Below are 18,170 nucleotides of genomic sequence, written 5' to 3'. Positions count from 1 at the left end.
CATCTGAAAAATGAAAAATATAGTTGTTGCAAACTGTAATGAAGGGTTAAATGATATTCAGTCGGAATTGATTGCCAAGTACAATGCTGTAGGATTTCAAAACAAAGAAGATTTGACCCCTGAAAATCTGGATCTGATTAAACCTGATTATATTTTTTTCATGCACTGGTCATGGATTATACCTAAAATTATTTATGAGAACTTTAAATGTGTAGTTTTTCATATGACGGATTTGCCATTTGGACGTGGTGGAAGTCCATTACAAAACCTTATCATAAGAGGATTCAAGGATACTAAAGTCAGTGCGATTAAGGTAGATCATGGAATTGATACGGGGGATATTTATCTTAAAAGGGATTTATCATTAGAAGGAACTGCCACAGCTATTTTTAAAAGAACAGGGGCTGTGATGAAGGAAATGATTGATGAGATCCTTAGTCAGGAGATGACGCCAGTTAAACAAGAGGGGAATCCAGTTCATTTTAAAAGGAGAACACCAGATCAAAGCATTATAAGCGATGAATTAGGTGATATTGAAGGCCTTTATAACTTTATCAGAATGTTGGATGCTGAGGGATATCCTCATGCCTTTTTAGAAAATGAACATTTCAGATTTGAATTTACAAATGGAGAAATTAAAAGTGAACAAGAATTAACCGCTAATGTTAGAATCATTAAGAAATAAAAGGATACTAGTTGTAGTTGCCCACCCTGATGACGAGATTTTGGGACTTGGAGCCACTATGCACCGATTAATTGAAGATTACGGTGTTAAAACACGCGTGATCATATTAGGTGAAGGGATTACTTCGAGATCCGACACGAGGGATAGAAGCGAGTGGAAGAAACAGTTGGAAGTCCATAGGAAAAATATATATGCTGCACAGGAAGCGATAGGCTATGATAGTGTTGGGATTTATGACCTTCCGGATAATCGATTTGATTCAGTAGCTCTGTTAGACTTAATTAAAATCCTGGAAAAGGAAAAAATAGAATTTGATCCTGATGTGATTTTCACTCATCATGGTGGAGACGTAAACATAGATCATCAAAGAACATTTGAAGCAGTTATAACGTGTTGTCGACCGATGGCTCATGAAAGTGTGAAAACTATTGTGACCTTTGAAACTATGTCGGGTACAGAATGGAGAGCTTCCACTGATCCAAAGCACTTTATCCCGAATTTTTTTGTTTCGGTTTCGAAAACGGGTATTGAGGCTAAAATTAAGGCCATGGAGTCTTATGAATTTGAAAGGAGATTGTATCCTCATCCACGATCCCCTGAAGCGTTAATGATTGTAGCTCAGAGATGGGGCATCTCAGTAGGAGTAGATTTTGCAGAGGCATTTTGTTTAGTTAGAAATATAAATTAGAATATGAAAATTGGTTCACATATTATAGGCGGTGATCATCCTGTATTTATTATTGCAGAATTGTCGGCAAATCATAACGGTAGTTTAGATATAGCTATCGAAACTATTAAAGCAGCAAAACGCGCTGGTGCTGATTGTATCAAGTTGCAGACTTATACTGCTGATACGATGACAATTGATTCTAAGAAGGATGATTTTAGATTGAAACAAGGAACGATTTGGGACGATAAATATTTTCACGAATTGTACCTGGAAGCTTATACTCCTTGGGAATGGCATAAACAATTATTTGAAGCAGCAGCAGCAGAAGGATTAGTGTGTTTTTCCTCACCTTTTGATCTTAGCTCGGTAGATTTATTAGAAGAATTAAATACCCCGGCGTATAAGATTGCTTCATTTGAAATTACAGATATCCCGTTAATAGAATATGTGGCATCAAAAGGGAAGCCTATTATTATTTCAACAGGTATTGCAGAAATTGCTGATATAGAGTTAGCACTAATTGCCTGTAAAAAAATGGGCAATGATAATATTGCTTTGTTAAAGTGTACATCAAGCTACCCTGCCCCAATAGAAGAGGCAAATCTTGTAATGATCAAGGATTTGGCGGAAAGATTTGGAACTATTTCAGGGCTATCTGACCATACAATGGGCAGTACAGCACCAATCGTAGCAACAGTAATGGGCGCTAAGATCATCGAAAAACATTTTATTCTAGACCGGTCAATTGGTGGTCCTGATGCTTCTTTTTCAATGAATGAACAAGAGTTTTCTGAAATGGTGAAATCCGTAAGGGAAGCGGAAAAGGCAGTCGGAGGGGTCAACTATGCACTTACGGAGAAGCAAAAAAGTGGTAGAGAGTTTTGTCGCTCCTTGTATGTAGTAAATGACATCAAAGCGGGAGAAGAAATAACTAAAGAGAATATCCGATCTATTCGTCCTGGTTATGGAATGCACCCAAAGCATTATAAGGATGTTTTAGGTAAAAAGGCTAGTAAGGATCTTGAAAAGGGTGATAGGTTAAGTGATGAATCAATATCTTGTTAGAAAGTAAATGAAAAAAAAATATGACCTGTGCATTCATGTAGGCACTGATGATTGGTTAGTAGATTTTTATATTAAAGTTTGGGAATTTTTCAATAATAAGGGAATTTCAGTTTTACTATTAACATTCACTCCCAATCATATCCAGATCTTTGAAGCCAGGAATTTTGAGCACTTTCTTCTTGTTCAGAAGAAAGAAGGGATGGATTTAAATGGAGCAACGTTATTAGCTCATAAGTTGGGTTTTCCTGCGTTGCAATCTCTGTACCGAACAGAAAAGTATTTTTTTGATATTGATGAAACCCATTATCAAGATCAGGTCTCAAAATACTTTTGCTTTATTTCAGAAATTAAAGATCACTACGATATTAAGGAGTTTTTTACTTACGAAGGTGATGAACTAGAGCATAATATATTTAGGGCATTTGCGAAACTGTGCAGTGGTAACCTTTCTTATTTTGGTTATTCTAACTATAATATTAACCTTCATTTTCATAATGATGAAATGAGGTATTATTTTATTCCGGAAGCACACAAAAGTTTTGAGGAAGCTATTGATGTTGAATCAAAGGAAAAAATTAAAAAATATATAGAAGGTTATACTTTGCGTCAACCTAAGTTGTGGGGTGACCCGAAGAAGTTTGATTTGAACTTTAAAACTAAATACCTGGGAATTGCTGCGAAGAAGTTTTTTCAGCAGTTAACCAATAATGTAGGCGATAAGCGGTTTAGTTTTAATGCCCATTTTAAAGCTTATTTTGGAAGATTAATTAAAAGAACAGGTGCTTTTAAATATTATGAGAAACAACCTTTGGAATCATTCAAAGGTCAGAGTATCTATTTTTTTCCAATGCATGTTCCAAATGATTCCCAATTAACTCAGCGAGGGCTTCCATTTTACAATCAAGCTAATTTAATCGAGATGATATCAAATTACCTGCCTTTTCCTTCGAAATTGCTGGTTAAAGAACACCCTAATGGTAGGGGGTTCTATAGTTTGGAAGACTTAAAGAAAATCTCGGAATTACCTAACGTAATCCTTTTGTCTCCTGAAGAGAATTCACATGAGATTATAAAAATGGTTAAAGGTATTTTTGTGATCAATTCAAGTGTAGGCTTTGAGTCTTTACTGTACCAAAAACCGGTAGTTACTTTTGGTAGATCTTTCTATAGAGGCTTAGGTTTAACCATAGATATCGAGTCCCTATATGACATAGAAACTGTTTTCAATCGAATTGATGAATTCGAGGTTCCTTATGAGAAAGTAGAGCAATTCATTTATAAACTAATGAAGCTTACGTACGATATTGATATGTATAATTTCAATAAGGATAATTATAAGGATAAAGTTGAAGTGTATGCGGACGCATTGTATGATTATATTTTTAGAACAAAAAAACACACAACTAACGGGACTAAACTAGTCGGGCACTAGCATAAATGAATTCGGCGCAGCCACTATTTTAATGGCCTGTTTTATAAAGATAGTGTCTGCTTTTTATTATTTGAACAACGATTAAATATAACGTTTAAGAGAGGTAAGTGGAGAAAAGTATTTTAAATAAGGTAAAAAGCAGTTTTATTCAGCTTTTTACGGGGGAGACAGTAACGTTCTTTGCTACATTTTTAGCAGGTTATTTTTATGCTTTAATTTTAGGACCAAGTGATTATGGAGTATGGCAAACTGCAAAGGTTTTTATTTCCTATTCCATAGTTTTTACATTTAGCCTACCCTTCGTAATGCGAAGGGATTTTGTGATGCTCAGAGCAGAAGGTAAACACGAAGAAGCTCGGAGAATTGCAGATTTAGTCTTTACTTACGAGTTATTTGTTACGCCAATCTTATCATTAGGCCTCATATTATATTCTCTGTTCTATATTGAAGCTTATCTGCTGAAAATTTCAATGATCACTGTTGGGTTGATTTATGTGAGTCAATTTATAGGTGGATACAGTAATATTTTAGCAAAGGGACTCAATAATTATAGGCTATTGAAAGAAGCCAGTATTCTAAATGCTATGCTTACGATTTTGTCGATTCCTTTAGTGTATTTTTGGGGAATAAAGGCGTTATTGATAGCTACTGTGATCATGGCAATAGCAAATTCTGTATTCCATTATTTAAAAAGGCCATTTAATTATAGAATATTTTGGGATAATAAGCTTTTTAAGACGCTTTTAGTGATCTCTTTCCCGCTATATCTACAGGACATCAGTGCTACAATTTTTGATAGTATTGATAGATTACTTATTGCCAGGTATCTTAATTTTGCTGAGGTTGGGTTTTATAGTTTATCCGGCTTGGTGATCATTCCATTAAGGTTATTTATATCCAGTTTTAGCGTGGTATTGTTTACCCAGCTTAATGAAAAATATGGTTATTCAAAGGAGGATAGTGTAATAGAGAAACATGTGTTAGTGCCACATAGTATTTTATCATATTTAGTTCCTCCCTTATTAGGGGTAGCTGTTGTTGTTTTACCTTATGTGGTGTCAATTTTTTTACCTAAATATTTGCCAGGAATTATTCCAGCTCAGATTGCTCTTTTTGCAACGTTTATTTATCTTCTGAATAGCTTTTCTGCGAATGCGCTATTCGTCGTTAATAAACAGAAGAAAACAGCAATAGTTTATCTTATAGTCGGCGTATTAAAAACCGGGTTATGCTTTTTAAGCCTTTTTTATGGTTATGGAATTATAGGGGTAGCGCTTTCCACGGTTGTAGTATATTTAATATTAGAGTTTATGATGCTAAGAATAGTTTTTATCCAACTGAAGAGGAGCTTTAATGAACTTTTATCTCATTTCAGTAAGCTAATATTCCCTTGTTTATGGGTTGCAATAGTTTGTATCATCTATATTAAGTACTTACTTCCATACTTAGATAGGATGCTTCCCGGCTATACTATTGTGGTGCCGATCGTTGGTGTATGCTTTGTCTTACTTACTAGTTCGCCTTTGATTTTGATTGGATATAGACGTATAAACTCACTTTTATCTAAAACTTAGTGTGATGTTTTTTATAATAATGATTATCGGAATCATCCTATATCTTCAGGGAAAGAAATACTTTGGATTACTCATTTTTTTATTTCTATTAACTGACGGTTTTCAGTTTGTTCCAGAGCCATTAATGCTTTTTGGTTTTAATCTGTACGGAAAGGATTATGCGTTAATCTTTACCTTAGCGATATTGATGAGCTATTTAATCGCAGGAAAAGTCAGATTTCCTGTGAAATCCATAGTTTTTGTTGCGTTATTATGTTTTCTAATTTATCTCGTTTTTGCAGCCTATATAGATTTAGCCTATTACAATCCTTCATTTTCAGGATTTATGTTAATGTTTCGGGTTAATCTGTTTTTGCTAACCTATTTTTGGTTAGATAAGATTGATAAGAAACTCTTTGAACGATTATTTAAGACAATTTTTATAATAACCGTCATACAATCTATTTTATGTTTAATCCAGATCCCTACAGGCTTGCGGTTGTTAACAGGGGGGGGAATCACTGCTTTTGATGAATTGGGTATTCCCTGGGTTAGATATACGAATCTACCCTACTTCCTGATGCCATGTCTATTTATTCTTTTGATGAATAAGACATTGGTTATTCATTATAAAGGAGGGATTATTGTTTTGTTTTTGATTACCATTTTATTTACACTTACCAGAACCTTAATTTTAGGTCTGATATTAACAATGGGATTCGCGGTTTTGTCAGGCTTATTTAATCAGCAAAAAAAGGTGATATTTTGGTTTGTGTTCATGTTTATTTTAACGCTCCCAATAATTGGGGCCAGGTTATTGTCTTCTACTGATGATATTAATGCAGCCGTATCTGATAAATCGGTAGAACAAGGAAGTAATATGACTTTTGCTTACCGAATATTCCATGTCACCGAGCGGTATTTGTATGTCAGCAAGGACCCTAAACATGAATTTTTTGGAATTGGTTTCATTCACGAAAGAGATTTTCCTAAAGATACTTTCTTACTAGGACATAGAAACGAAAAATATGAAGCAACTCAATTGGAACAGGATGACGTTTCCTGGTCTAATTTATTTTTAAGGTATGGTATTTTTGGCACTGTATTGTACATGTTTATATTTGTGGCTTTTGTTGTAGCTTTTTTTAAGCAGAAGACTAATGGGATAAATGCAGCTGCAATTATGTTTATGATTATGACGCTTATTTTGTCATTCGCCAGTGGTAAGTTTTCACAGGCTGATTACTTCTTGGTACCCATGTTTTTCTTTTTTTATATCAGGAAATCAAGGCAGGATGCAGAAACGAAGGAAAGTAATGTCTTATTATCAACAAGCGATGTACATAAGAACAGTTAATAATTTTTTAGTATGATTAGAGTGATCAGTTTATGCTTTTATTATGGAATTTTTAGATTCCTTCCTACTTCAAGCTTTCCATATTTGGGCCCAACCTCTATGCGGTTAAGATATTTATGTGCTAAAAACATCTTTGCTTATTGTGGTAGTAATGTGAATGTTGAGCGCGGGGCTTGGTTTGGAAGTGGGAGAGGGGTTAAAATTGGAGCAAATTCGGGTATTGGAATAAATGCGGTTGTGCCAAATAACATTATCATTGGTAGCAATGTAATGATGGGGCCAAATGTTGAGATCTTAGTTAGAGATCATTTGTTTAACAGAGTTGACATACCAATGATTCAACAAGGTTTTACAGCAAGTAAACAATGTATAATTGAGGATGATGTTTGGATTGGAATGAATGTACTTATTTTACCGGGAAGAACCATCAAAACAGGATCCATAATAGCAGCAGGAACGATATTAACTAAAGATTTTCCAGAATATGCTGTGGTAGGCGGCAACCCGGGGAAATTTCTGAAATCAAGGAAATCTTAAAAAAAACACTTATTAAATATGCAAAACATTAAAGTTAGTATTATTACTCCTTCTTATAATCAAGGGCAGTTTATTGAGGCAACGATTAATTCGGTGCTCAATCAGACTTATAAAAATATTGAATACATTTTATTAGACGCTTGCTCCACAGATCATACAGGAAGTGTAATTGAACGCTATAAAGATAGAATTACTAAAGTAATATGTGAGAAAGATAAAGGGCAATCGGATGCTATTAATAAAGGGTTTAAACTAGCTACAGGGGAGCTGGTGGCTTGGATTAATTCAGACGACATCTTATATCCGGATGCTGTAGAAAGGATTGTAAAGGCCTATTTGGTGAACCAGGATGCGTCGATCTTTTACAGTAGTAATTATAATGTAATAGATCGTGATGGCCTGCTGCTTAGAGAATCAGAATTGAAAGTGCCTGATCGGGAGTACTTGCTGAGAAATAAGTTTGATGTACTTCAACCTGGATCTTTTTACCTCACTGAAAAAGTACGAAAAGTAGCGTATGTAGATGAGAATATCCATTATTGTATGGATTTGGATTTATGGTTGAAATTGTTGACCCTAGGTGGAATTGTTGATATTGAGGGCACACCTACTGCCGCATATCGTGAATGGGAATTAACAAAAACCAGTACCGGGGCAGAGAAGTTCTATAAAAACATTTATGATGTGTTGAGAAAACATGGGGCATCTCTATATGATCGATCTATTAGAAGTGTATTGACATTGTATGTTAAGAATGTCGTTCGAAGTAAGTTGAAATCTTCCTAATGAAACCATCAGTATTGTTTTTCTGTGCCTCTTTTACTTCTGGTGGAGTGGAGAAGGTTTTAGTGCATCTTGCTAATCATTTTTGTAAATCAGGATACCCAACATCATTTTTAGTATGCCAACAAATCGGAGGTCTCGATATATATTTAAATGAACAAGTGAAAGTTCAGTCTTTTAATAAGCGGCTTTCAAAATGCTTTTGGTCAGCTTTGGCTTTTTTTAGAACGACGAAATCAGACGTCGTCATCTGCGGGCCCCAGTTTATTAACATATTAAGTGTGTTGATCTTGAAAATCATTTTAAGGAAAAAAACAAAATTGATTATCACACACCATAGCTTTTATGATTTGGACGTTAAGAATATGTCCTTTATGCACTTGTTTTATAAGACACTTGTCAGGTTTTTTTATAAATATGCCGATGTAGTTGTGGCGGTATCTAATGCCGTGAAAAATCATTTGGTTGAGGATATCGGGGTTCCTAAAGATAAGATTGAAGTGATTTATAATCCTGTAATCGATGAAGATTTTAAGTTGAAGGAACAAGAATCCCTGTCACATAAATGGATGAATAAAGATCGGGGTTTTAAAACGTTGGTTTGTGTCGGACGCCTGTCAAAGGTAAAGAACCAGGAAGGCCTGATTAACTTAATGCCTGACCTTGCAAAGGAGCTGAATTGTAAACTGATCTTGATTGGAGATGGGGAGGAGCGTGAGTTTTTGAAGGGCTTAGTTGCAAAACTTGGTATGGAAAATCATGTTGATTTTATTGGCAATATTACCAATCCAGTTAAGTTCATCGCCGCATCGGATTTATTAATCCTGCCCTCTGTTTCTGAGACGTTTTCTCTTGTAGCTGTCGAGTCTATTGCTGCGGGTACACCTGTTCTATCAACACCAACTCTTGGTGTGAACGAAATATTGAAAAATTGTCAAGGCTGCTTCTTTGAATCCATCGGGAACCAAAAGGACTTTATTAATAAAATTAAGGTGATATTGGCCTTAGAAAACATTGAGGTTGATAAACAGTTTGTCGAAAAATTCAATGTAGAGATAAGTGGTCGTTTATATGAGAATCTGGCTTTAAAATAAGGAAGCGGTTTCAAGGTAAGAGTTTTAATACAGTTGGGGAATAGTTATTGATATGATACAAGATAGATTAAGTAAAGAAAAGGAAATTAAAACTATAGTTATTTCGGCCATAAATTTTTTTGAGGCTGGACCTTTGTCCGTTTTAAAAGACTGTCTTAATCACCTTAATGACGATGTTTATGTTTCAAAGTATAAAATCATCGCGCTCGTGCATAAACTGGAGTTGTTTAAGGCGGATGAATATAGAAATATAAATTTTATTGAATATCCAAAGTCAAGGAAGTCTTACTGCTATAGACTTTACTATGAGTACATTCATTTTAAGACCATCGCAGTAAAACAAAATGTATTCTTTTGGTTGTCACTTCATGATATAAGCCCTAATGTTGGGGATATTCCACAAGCTGTTTACTGCCATAACGCTTCACCTTTTGGGCCAGTCGTTTTGAAGGACATTTATGTTCAACCTACTCAGTTACTTTTTAGCCTATTCTATAAGTATCTCTATAAAATAAATATTAAGAGAAATAAATACGTCATTGTTCAGCAATTATGGATCAAGGAAAAATTCCATGAAGTGTTTGGTTTAAAAAATGATTCTATAATCATAGCTAAACCTCAAGTTCCGGAGATCCCGGCTGAATTCATAAAAGAAGAGGGAACTAATCCTGAAAAATTATTTTTCTTTCCAACCTTTCCCAGACCGTTTAAAAATATTGAGGTGATTTGTGAGGCTGTAAAAATGCTGAACGAACAGGGAACTAGTGCTTTTAAGGTAATTATTACGATTGATGGAACTGAGAATTATTATTCAAGGGATATTTTGAAAAAGTATCAGCATATTCCAAATATAAATTTTGTTGGGTTGTTAAAAAGGGAGGAAGTATACAGTCTTTATGGAACGTGTGATTGTTTGATCTTTCCTTCAAAGTTAGAAACGTGGGGATTACCTATTACTGAGTTTAAACAGTATAATAAGCCAATGATCGTATCGGATCTTCCTTATGCTAAGGAATCGGTAGGCGATTATGATAAAGCTAAGTTTTTTAATCCATCAGATGCAAAACAATTAGCGCAGTATATGAGAGACTTGATTGATGGTGATGGTATTGGTTTTTCTAAATCGAATCCAATTGTGTACCCTGCTCCCTTAGCGCAAAATTGGCAAGAATTATTTAATATTTTATTGGTAGATAATAAACTGTAAGATGTATAAGAGATATGGTTTTTTGGGTTGTATCAAGTTAATTATAGCCTATATAAATACGAAATTGTTTTTTTCGAAATCCAGGTTAATACGGCTGCCGTTCGATGTAAGAAATAAGCACCTGATTTCCTTTGGTGAAGGACTGACTACCGGAATAGGTTGTCGGTTTGAAGCCTATGAATTACAAGGTAAGACCGGGAAACTATTGAGATTCGGTAATAATGTTCAAGTTAATGACTATGTGCATATCACCGCAATGAATGAGGTTGTAATTGATGATAATGTTTTAATCGCAAGTAAGGTGTATATCTCTGATTGTAGTCACGGTAGTTATAAAGGTGATCATAATGACAGTTCAGCTAATACAATCCCTAAGGATAGGGAATATCACAGTAGTAAAATCCATATTCAGGAGAATGTTTGGATTGGTGAGTTTGTAAGTATTCTACCGGGGGTTACTATTGGTAAAGGTGCTATTATCGGAACGATGTCTGTGGTATCAAAATCTATTCCACCATATTGTATTGCAGTAGGTGCGCCAGCTAAAGTCATTAAACGTTACAATTTTAAAACCGAACGTTGGGAAAGAGTATAATGTCAAAAAAGTGCAGGTCGATAGATTAAGGTAGATATAATTTTAAGTAAAAAAATTCTGAACTAAATAACTTTTTGAAAATAATGAAAAATGTACTAATAACTGGAGGAGCAGGTTTTATTGGAAGTAACTTAGCCCTTAAGCTAATTGAGAAAGGATACCAAATAACGGTACTAGATAATCTTTCATTGCAAATACATGGGGAAGACCCAGTGACTACCTCAGTTCTTTATAATAGTATAAAAGATAAGGTGAAATTTATTTTTGGAACAGTCACCTCTAAAGAAGATTGGAAAAAAGCATTAGAGGGACAAAATATCATCGTTCATTATGCTGCTGAAACGGGAACCGGACAGTCTATGTATGAAATTCAAAAGTATGTTGATGTTAATATTAACGGGACTGCAATATTATTAGACCTGTTAGCTAATGAACCTCACCAAATTGATAAAATAATTGTAGCCTCATCAAGATCTATTTATGGAGAAGGAAAGTATAAAAGTGAAGAACTCGGCTTTGTATATCCAGAACATAGAACTTCTGCTATCATGGATACCGGAGATTTTGAAGTTAAATATCCGGGCTGTAATAAACCTTTAACTCTGGTTGGTACAGACGAAGAATCAAAGATTCATCCATCTTCAGTTTATGGAATAACTAAACAAAATCAGGAGCAAATGATCATGACCGTTTGTCCTACTATAGGTATTCAACCGGTTGCTTTTCGCTACCAGAATGTATATGGTCCCGGCCAGTCTTTAAAGAATCCCTATACAGGGATCTTGTCTATTTTCTCCACACAGATTAAAAATGGAAATGCAATTAATATTTTTGAGGACGGTAAGGAATCTAGAGACTTTGTATTTATTGATGATGTTGTAGCAGCAACAATTTTGGGGATTGAGAAGGACGAAGCTAATGGACAGGTCTTTAATGTTGGTACAGGAGTACCTATTGATGTGCTAACTGTTGCTGAAACTTTAGTGAAAAACTATGGTGTTGAAGTGCCCATAAAAATTAGTGGGAACTACCGCTTAGGTGATATTCGCCATAATTATGCTGATTTAACTAAAATAAAGGAAAAGCTGGACTTTAGTCCAAAATTCACTTTTAATGAGGGCATGAAGTGCTTTACCGATTGGGTAAATACTCAGGCGGTAGAACAGGATAATTACCAGGTTTCGATAGATGAAATGAAAGCTAAAGGGTTATATAAGTAAGTATGGGGGATTTGAAGGGGAAATCGATTTTATTATTTTGTCCGATGTTTTTTGAGTACGAGCGGGAAATTATAAAGGCACTGGAAGATTTAGGCGCAAAAGTGATTTGGTTTGATGACAGGCCTTCAAATGATTTCTTTTCTAAGGCGATCATTAGAGTAAACAAGGGATTTCTAAAAAACAGGATTTATAGGTATTATAATGAAATTCTTAGTAGATTGAAAAATGAGGAAAAAGATTTTGACTATTTGTTTTTTGTAAACCCGGAAGCAATTACAAAAGATGTTTTACAACAGTTTAAGACGTTATTCCCTACTGCCAAGTGTTTGCTGTATATGTGGGATTCCTTCAAAAATAGAAAACAGAATATAGAGTTATTGCCATTCTTTGATGATAAGTTTACTTTTGACCCTGTAGATGCAAAGGCGCATGATCTTAAGTTGAGACCCTTATTTTATACTACTGCTTATGCTCAAAAGAATGTAGTGAAGCATCATAAATATGACCTTCTTTTCATTGGAACAGCTCATAGTGACCGGTATATTTTAGTAAAGAACATAACGGCTAATCTGAAGCTTGCTAAATCCAAACTTTACTTCTATTTGGGGAGCAAGATGTTATTTTTTGCAAAAAAAGTGACGGATAAAGAGTTTAGGGATGTAAATTTTAAGGACATCTCATTTGAGTCGCTTACACATACCAATATCTTTAACCTAATGTCTCAGTCCAAATCTATCCTGGATATTAATCATCCTCAGCAGAAAGGACTTACCATGAGAACATTTGAAGCTTTAGGTGCTAATATTAAATTGATAACAACGAATCCGCAAATTGTCAATTACGATTTTTATAATCCTAATAATGTTTTATTAATAGACAGGACTCAACCTGATATCGATAGCAAATTTTTTGAAGGGAGCTTTATTGTTCCTTCTCCTGAAATGATGTCAAAATATAGTATAAAAGGATGGGCAAAAGAAATTTTTAGTATAGTATGATATTGTTAACCGGCGCCTCTGGCTTTTTTGGAAGGATTGTTAAGGAGAGGTTTTCTTCGGAAATCATCACTTTAGGAAGAGATGATAAGTCTAATATAATATGCGATTTATCGCAGGAAGTACCAGTTGTACCCTCTGTTGAAATAGTGATACATGCTGCAGGTAAAGCGCATTTGGTGCCAAAAACGGCAGCAGATAAAGAGGACTTTTTTAATGTTAATGTAAAAGGAACTCAGCATCTGTTATCAGGCCTGGAAAAGCTCATAGTTCTACCTAAATCAATTGTTTTGATCAGTTCTGTTTCAGTTTATGGATTGGAGTCTGGAATAAATATTAGCGAGGATATGCCTTTAGGAGCGGTTGATCCTTATGGAAAAAGTAAGATAGAGGCAGAAAAATTAGTCCAGAACTGGTGTCTTAAAAACGGTGTGATCTGTTCCATACTTCGTCTTCCTTTGCTAGTTGGACAAAATCCTCCCGGAAACCTGGGTGCTATGATTAAGAGTATAAAACATAATTATTACTTTAATATTGCCGGTGGAACTGCAAGAAAAAGTATGGTTTTAGTGGAGGATGTATCCGATATACTTTTAACCGTAGCAAGTATTGGAGGGGTATATAATTTGACAGATGGAAATCACCCGAGCTTTATTAACCTTTCCGAAAAGATAACGCATCTATTAGGAAAAGGCCAGCCAATGAACATTCCTTTTTGGATGGCAAAGACCATGGCGGTCTTTGGGGATTTGTTAGGTCGTAAATCACCTATCAACTCAAAAAAATTAAAAAAAATCACTGCAGATTTGACCTTTGATGATTCAAGGGCAAGGGCAAAATTAGGTTGGAACCCAAAGAATGCTGTAAAGCATCTTTCTTTGTAGAAGTTCCTATTAAAATATAAAATCAGATTTAAATGAAAAAAGCACTTATAACAGGTATAACAGGTCAGGATGGAGCATATTTGGCCGATTTGTTATTGAAAAAAGGTTACGAAGTTCATGGGATTAAACGTCGTAGCTCACTATTTAATACAGACCGTATTGATCATCTATATCAAGATCCTCATGAGACCAATGTGCGATTCAAATTGCATTATGGGGATTTAAGTGACTCCACAAATTTGATTCGTATTGTTCAGGAGGTTCAGCCCGATGAAATTTACAACTTAGGGGCGATGAGTCATGTTAAAGTTAGCTTTGATACGCCTGAGTATACTGCAAATGCAGATGGTATTGGAACATTACGTCTATTGGAAGCTTTGAGAATTCTTGGCTTAGAGAAAAAAACAAGAATTTACCAGGCATCTACATCTGAACTTTATGGATTAGTTCAAGCTGTTCCTCAGTCGGAAACAACACCTTTTTATCCTCGTTCACCTTATGCCGTGGCAAAAATGTACGCTTATTGGATTACAGTGAATTACAGAGAGGCTTATGGAATGTTTGCCTGCAATGGAATTTTGTTTAACCATGAAAGCCCACTTCGTGGAGAAACCTTTGTAACGCGAAAAATAACAAGAGGTGTTTCAAAAATCGCCCTTGGCCTACAAGAGAAGCTTTATCTGGGGAATTTAGATGCCAGAAGAGATTGGGGGCATGCGAAAGATTATGTGGAAGCGATGTGGTTGATTCTACAACAGGATACACCAGAAGACTACGTAATTGCCACTGGAGTTACCACTACAGTTCGTGATTTTGTAAAAATGTCTTTTGCCGAAGTAGGCGTGGAAATTGAATTTAAAGGAGAAGGATCAGAAGAAAAAGGCTATATTAAATCATGTTCAAACATAGATTTTAATATTGAAATTGGTAAAGAGGTTGTTTCTGTTGATCCGGCATATTTTAGACCAACTGAAGTTGATCTATTGATTGGAGACCCAACTAAATCAAAAACTAAGCTAGGTTGGGTACCTAAATATGATTTATTAGCATTAGTAAAGGAAATGATGGAATCTGATATAGACCATTTCCGTAAAGAATTGATGTTGAAAGCAGCGGGTTATAAAGTCAAAAATCAATTTGAATAATGCACATAAATGACAAAATTTATATCGCAGGTCATCGGGGAATGGTTGGATCAGCAATTCTGCGTCAACTTAAATCGCTGGGATTTCATAATATAGTTGTTAGAACTTCTTCAGAGCTCGACTTACGGGATAGTAATGCAGTTGCAGATTTTTTTTCATCAGAAAGACCAGCTTATGTCTTTTTAGCTGCGGCAAAAGTTGGAGGAATCATCGCTAACAACACCTATAGAGCCGACTTCATCTATGAGAATCTGATGATTCAAAATCATGTGATTCATCAGTCGTATTTACATGGGGTCAAAAAACTAATGTTTCTTGGCTCCTCCTGTATCTATCCTAAATTAGCACCACAGCCACTTAAAGAAGAATATCTACTGACTGGTGAGCTGGAACCGACCAATGAACCTTATGCTATTGCTAAAATTGCAGGGATCAAAATGTGTGATGCTTATCGGGCACAGTATGGATGTAATTTCATTTCTGTAATGCCAACAAACTTGTATGGACCGAATGATAATTATGATTTAAATAATTCACATGTTCTTCCAGCCATGTTGAGGAAGTTTATTACAGCCAGGCGAAATGGAGATAAAGCGGTCACCATATGGGGAACAGGCAGTCCAAAACGTGAATTCTTGCATGCCGATGATTTAGCTCAGGCCTGTGTTTATTTGATGAATACTTATGACGAACCGGGTTTGGTGAATATTGGAGTAGGTGAGGATATTTCTATACTCGAATTGGCAATTTTGGTGAAAAGAATTACGGGATTTGCAGGAGAGATTTTAACTGATACGAGCAAACCAGATGGCACGCCCCGAAAATTGATGGATGTGACTAAATTGAATGGTTTGGGATGGCATGCTGAAATTTCCCTGGATGAAGGAATTGAAAAAGTTTATAACGAAATAAAAGATTCAGATTGGAACTAGAAATACATAAAAACAATTATGTCTTGATTATGGCTGGCGGAGTTGGCTCTCGCTTTTGGCCCAAAAGCCGTAATCATTTTCCTAAGCAGTTTATTGATATTTTAGGTGTTGGAAAATCGCTGTTGCAATTAACCTATGATCGTTTCTTAAAGATCTGTCCAGCGGAAAACATACATGTCCTAACTAATGAGCAATATAGTGAATTGGTTAAAATGCAAATTCCGGGTCTATCTGATGGTCAGGTTTTACTAGAACCTAGTCGTAATAATACGGCGCCTTGCATTGCTTATGCTAGTTATAAAATCTTGCAGCATAATAAGGATGCTAATATTGTGGTTGCACCCTCAGATCATTTGATCTTAAAGGAACAAGAATTCCTGATTAAGATAGCGCAGGCATTGAGTTTTACCTCTTCAAACAATGCATTATTAACTTTAGGGATCAATCCAACCAGACCTGATACCGGTTATGGCTATATTAATTTTAAAAGTGAGGAGAAAAGTGATATTTGCCCTGTCCTGTGCTTTATGGAGAAACCGGTTTTGGAGGTCGCAAAGGGCTTTCTTGATACAGGTGGATACCTTTGGAATGCAGGTATTTTTATTTGGTCAGCTAAATCTATAACGGAAGCTTTTCAGAAATATGCACCCGAAATCCATAAATTATTTAGTGCGGGAAGTGCTTTCTATAATACGAATCAGGAAGCACACTTCATAACAGAAAACTATCCTTCTGCACCGAACATTTCTATTGACTATGCGATTTTAGAAAAAGCGGATAATGTATTTACTATTCCAGCAGATATAGGTTGGTCCGATTTAGGTACATGGGCCTCTTTGCATGAGGTTGCCGAGAAAGATGAGCATCAAAATGTGTTGAACTGCAAAGCTGCGAGTCTTGAAGATACGGATAATTGTATGATATATCTCCCTGAAGGTAAGGCTACAGTTATTAAAGGCTTGAAAAATTTTATTGTTGTAGATGACGGGGAGGTTCTTTTGATCTATCCTAAATCCGATGAACAGGAAATTAAGCGTGTAGCTGGGGTTATGGTTGAAAATTTTGGTCCGGATTATTTATAACAAATCAGGTGAAGCAGGCCTTATTATTAAAAGAAGATGAGTATAAAAAATAATATCCTTGTATTTGGTGGTCTTGGCCAGCTGGGAAGCTGTATAGAAAAGGTGAGTCTTGAAAGAGGCTTAACTACTTTATTGTATCTGGATGAAATTCAGGGGAATATATTAGATCTGGATTTATTACATCAATTATTTCAGCAGGAAGGTCCTCGATTTGTAATTAACTGTGCAGCTTATACCGCTGTAGATAAGGCTGAAGATGATTTTGAGCTTTGTAAAAAAATAAATCAAGATGGTGCTGAAAACTTAGCAGGTCTTTGTGCGGAATATAATGCTACGCTTATTCATATTTCAACAGATTTTGTTTTTGAAGGAAATCTGCCAAAGCTTTTGAATGAGCAGGACATTGCTAATCCAATAAACGTTTATGGAAAAACTAAATTGGATGGTGAATTGGGAATTGCCCGGCTTTTAGATACACATTATATAATAAGAACCAGTTGGTTATATTCAGAATTTGCAAATAATTTTGTGAAAACCATGCGTAAGTTAGGAAATGACCATGATGAACTTGGTGTTATCGTTGATCAGGTTGGTACGCCAACTTATGCAATTGATTTAGCAGGTGTCATTCTGGATATTATAACCATTGATAATGAAAAATATGGAACTTATCATTATAGTAATGAAGGCGTAACATCCTGGTACGATTTTGCTAAAGGTGTTTTTGATCTAAGCAGGATTGAAGTTAAATTGAATCCAATTCCCGAATCAGCCTATCCGACTAAAGCGATAAGACCTGCATTCTCAGTAATGGATAAATCAAAAATTAAAACCACATTTGGTATTGCTATCCCGTATTGGAGAGATAGTTTGGTTAAATGTATAAATGAATTGAATAAATAAGCAATGCTTTACCTTATACTGTTACCGTTTT

The 18,170-nt window shown here is 35.3% G+C and carries 18 protein-coding genes; all 18 read left to right on the top strand.

What is annotated here, in order from left to right; genetic code table 11:
* The first annotated feature begins 10 nt into the window (after window positions 1–10).
* The 18 genes from GM920_RS13460 (at window position 11) to rfbD (ending at window position 18,139) form a co-directional block, all read left to right on the top strand.
* Window positions 11–685 (top strand): formyltransferase family protein, encoded by a 675-nt coding sequence (locus GM920_RS13460; protein ID WP_182958136.1) that lies wholly within the window; start codon window positions 11–13, stop codon window positions 683–685.
* Window positions 663–1,373, top strand: a complete 711-nt coding sequence (locus GM920_RS13455) for a PIG-L deacetylase family protein (RefSeq protein WP_182958133.1) — start codon at window positions 663–665, stop codon at window positions 1,371–1,373. Before GM920_RS13460 ends, GM920_RS13455 begins: the two co-directional genes overlap by 23 nt.
* A 3-nt stretch (window positions 1,374–1,376) precedes the next feature.
* Window positions 1,377–2,420, top strand: coding sequence for a pseudaminic acid synthase (pseI, locus tag GM920_RS13450; RefSeq protein ID WP_182958130.1), 1,044 nt, complete (start codon window positions 1,377–1,379; stop codon window positions 2,418–2,420).
* 7 nt (window positions 2,421–2,427) lie between these two features.
* Window positions 2,428–3,852, top strand: coding sequence for a capsular polysaccharide export protein, LipB/KpsS family (locus GM920_RS13445; RefSeq protein ID WP_182958128.1), 1,425 nt, complete (start codon window positions 2,428–2,430; stop codon window positions 3,850–3,852).
* 107 nt (window positions 3,853–3,959) lie between these two features.
* Window positions 3,960–5,426: a lipopolysaccharide biosynthesis protein gene (locus GM920_RS23935; protein ID WP_182958126.1), complete on the top strand. Its 1,467-nt coding sequence runs from the start codon at window positions 3,960–3,962 to the stop codon at window positions 5,424–5,426.
* Between the two features lie 583 nt (window positions 5,427–6,009).
* Entirely contained in the window at window positions 6,010–6,762 is a 753-nt protein-coding gene (locus tag GM920_RS13435) for an O-antigen ligase family protein (RefSeq protein ID WP_182958125.1), read from the top strand.
* 12 nt (window positions 6,763–6,774) lie between these two features.
* Window positions 6,775–7,299, top strand: a complete 525-nt coding sequence (locus GM920_RS13430; protein WP_182958123.1) for an acyltransferase — start codon at window positions 6,775–6,777, stop codon at window positions 7,297–7,299.
* Between the two features lie 18 nt (window positions 7,300–7,317).
* Window positions 7,318–8,085, top strand: coding sequence for a glycosyltransferase family 2 protein (locus GM920_RS13425; RefSeq protein WP_182958121.1), 768 nt, complete (start codon window positions 7,318–7,320; stop codon window positions 8,083–8,085).
* Window positions 8,085–9,176 carry a glycosyltransferase gene (locus tag GM920_RS13420; RefSeq protein ID WP_182958120.1) on the top strand — a complete coding sequence of 364 codons (1,092 nt, stop codon included), beginning with the start codon at window positions 8,085–8,087 and terminating at the stop codon, window positions 9,174–9,176. Before GM920_RS13425 ends, GM920_RS13420 begins: the two co-directional genes overlap by 1 nt.
* Window positions 9,177–9,228: 52 nt before the next feature.
* A complete protein-coding gene (locus GM920_RS13415; protein ID WP_202986109.1) occupies window positions 9,229–10,383 on the top strand; it encodes a glycosyltransferase in 1,155 nt (384 codons plus the stop codon).
* Between the two features lies 1 nt (window position 10,384).
* Entirely contained in the window at window positions 10,385–10,978 is a 594-nt protein-coding gene (locus tag GM920_RS13410; RefSeq protein ID WP_182958118.1) for an LbetaH domain-containing protein, read from the top strand.
* A gap of 83 nt (window positions 10,979–11,061) precedes the next feature.
* Window positions 11,062–12,198: an NAD-dependent epimerase/dehydratase family protein gene (locus GM920_RS13405; protein ID WP_182958117.1), complete on the top strand. Its 1,137-nt coding sequence runs from the start codon at window positions 11,062–11,064 to the stop codon at window positions 12,196–12,198.
* A gap of 2 nt (window positions 12,199–12,200) precedes the next feature.
* Complete coding sequence (locus GM920_RS13400; protein WP_182958115.1) at window positions 12,201–13,196, top strand: lipopolysaccharide biosynthesis protein; 996 nt, start codon at window positions 12,201–12,203, stop codon at window positions 13,194–13,196.
* Window positions 13,193–14,077 carry an NAD-dependent epimerase/dehydratase family protein gene (locus tag GM920_RS13395; RefSeq protein ID WP_182958114.1) on the top strand — a complete coding sequence of 295 codons (885 nt, stop codon included), beginning with the start codon at window positions 13,193–13,195 and terminating at the stop codon, window positions 14,075–14,077. The genes GM920_RS13400 and GM920_RS13395 overlap by 4 nt, the downstream gene beginning before the upstream one ends.
* 32 nt (window positions 14,078–14,109) lie before the next feature.
* Window positions 14,110–15,222, top strand: a complete 1,113-nt coding sequence (gene gmd / locus GM920_RS13390) for a GDP-mannose 4,6-dehydratase (protein ID WP_182958111.1) — start codon at window positions 14,110–14,112, stop codon at window positions 15,220–15,222.
* Window positions 15,222–16,154 (top strand): GDP-L-fucose synthase family protein, encoded by a 933-nt coding sequence (locus GM920_RS13385; RefSeq protein WP_182958109.1) that lies wholly within the window; start codon window positions 15,222–15,224, stop codon window positions 16,152–16,154. Before gmd ends, GM920_RS13385 begins: the two co-directional genes overlap by 1 nt.
* Window positions 16,145–17,236: a mannose-1-phosphate guanylyltransferase gene (locus GM920_RS13380; RefSeq protein WP_317171547.1), complete on the top strand. Its 1,092-nt coding sequence runs from the start codon at window positions 16,145–16,147 to the stop codon at window positions 17,234–17,236. The genes GM920_RS13385 and GM920_RS13380 overlap by 10 nt, the downstream gene beginning before the upstream one ends.
* A 36-nt stretch (window positions 17,237–17,272) precedes the next feature.
* On the top strand, window positions 17,273–18,139 hold the full coding sequence (gene rfbD / locus GM920_RS13375) for a dTDP-4-dehydrorhamnose reductase (RefSeq protein WP_182958107.1): 867 nt from the start codon (window positions 17,273–17,275) through the stop codon (window positions 18,137–18,139).
* Window positions 18,140–18,170 lie beyond the last annotated feature (31 nt).

Origin of the sequence: Pedobacter gandavensis (genome assembly GCF_014172405.1) — a bacterium.
Classification (GTDB): domain Bacteria; phylum Bacteroidota; class Bacteroidia; order Sphingobacteriales; family Sphingobacteriaceae; genus Pedobacter; species Pedobacter gandavensis.
Note: the sequence above shows the minus strand (reverse complement) of the source record. Positions and strands in the feature narration are given on the sequence as shown.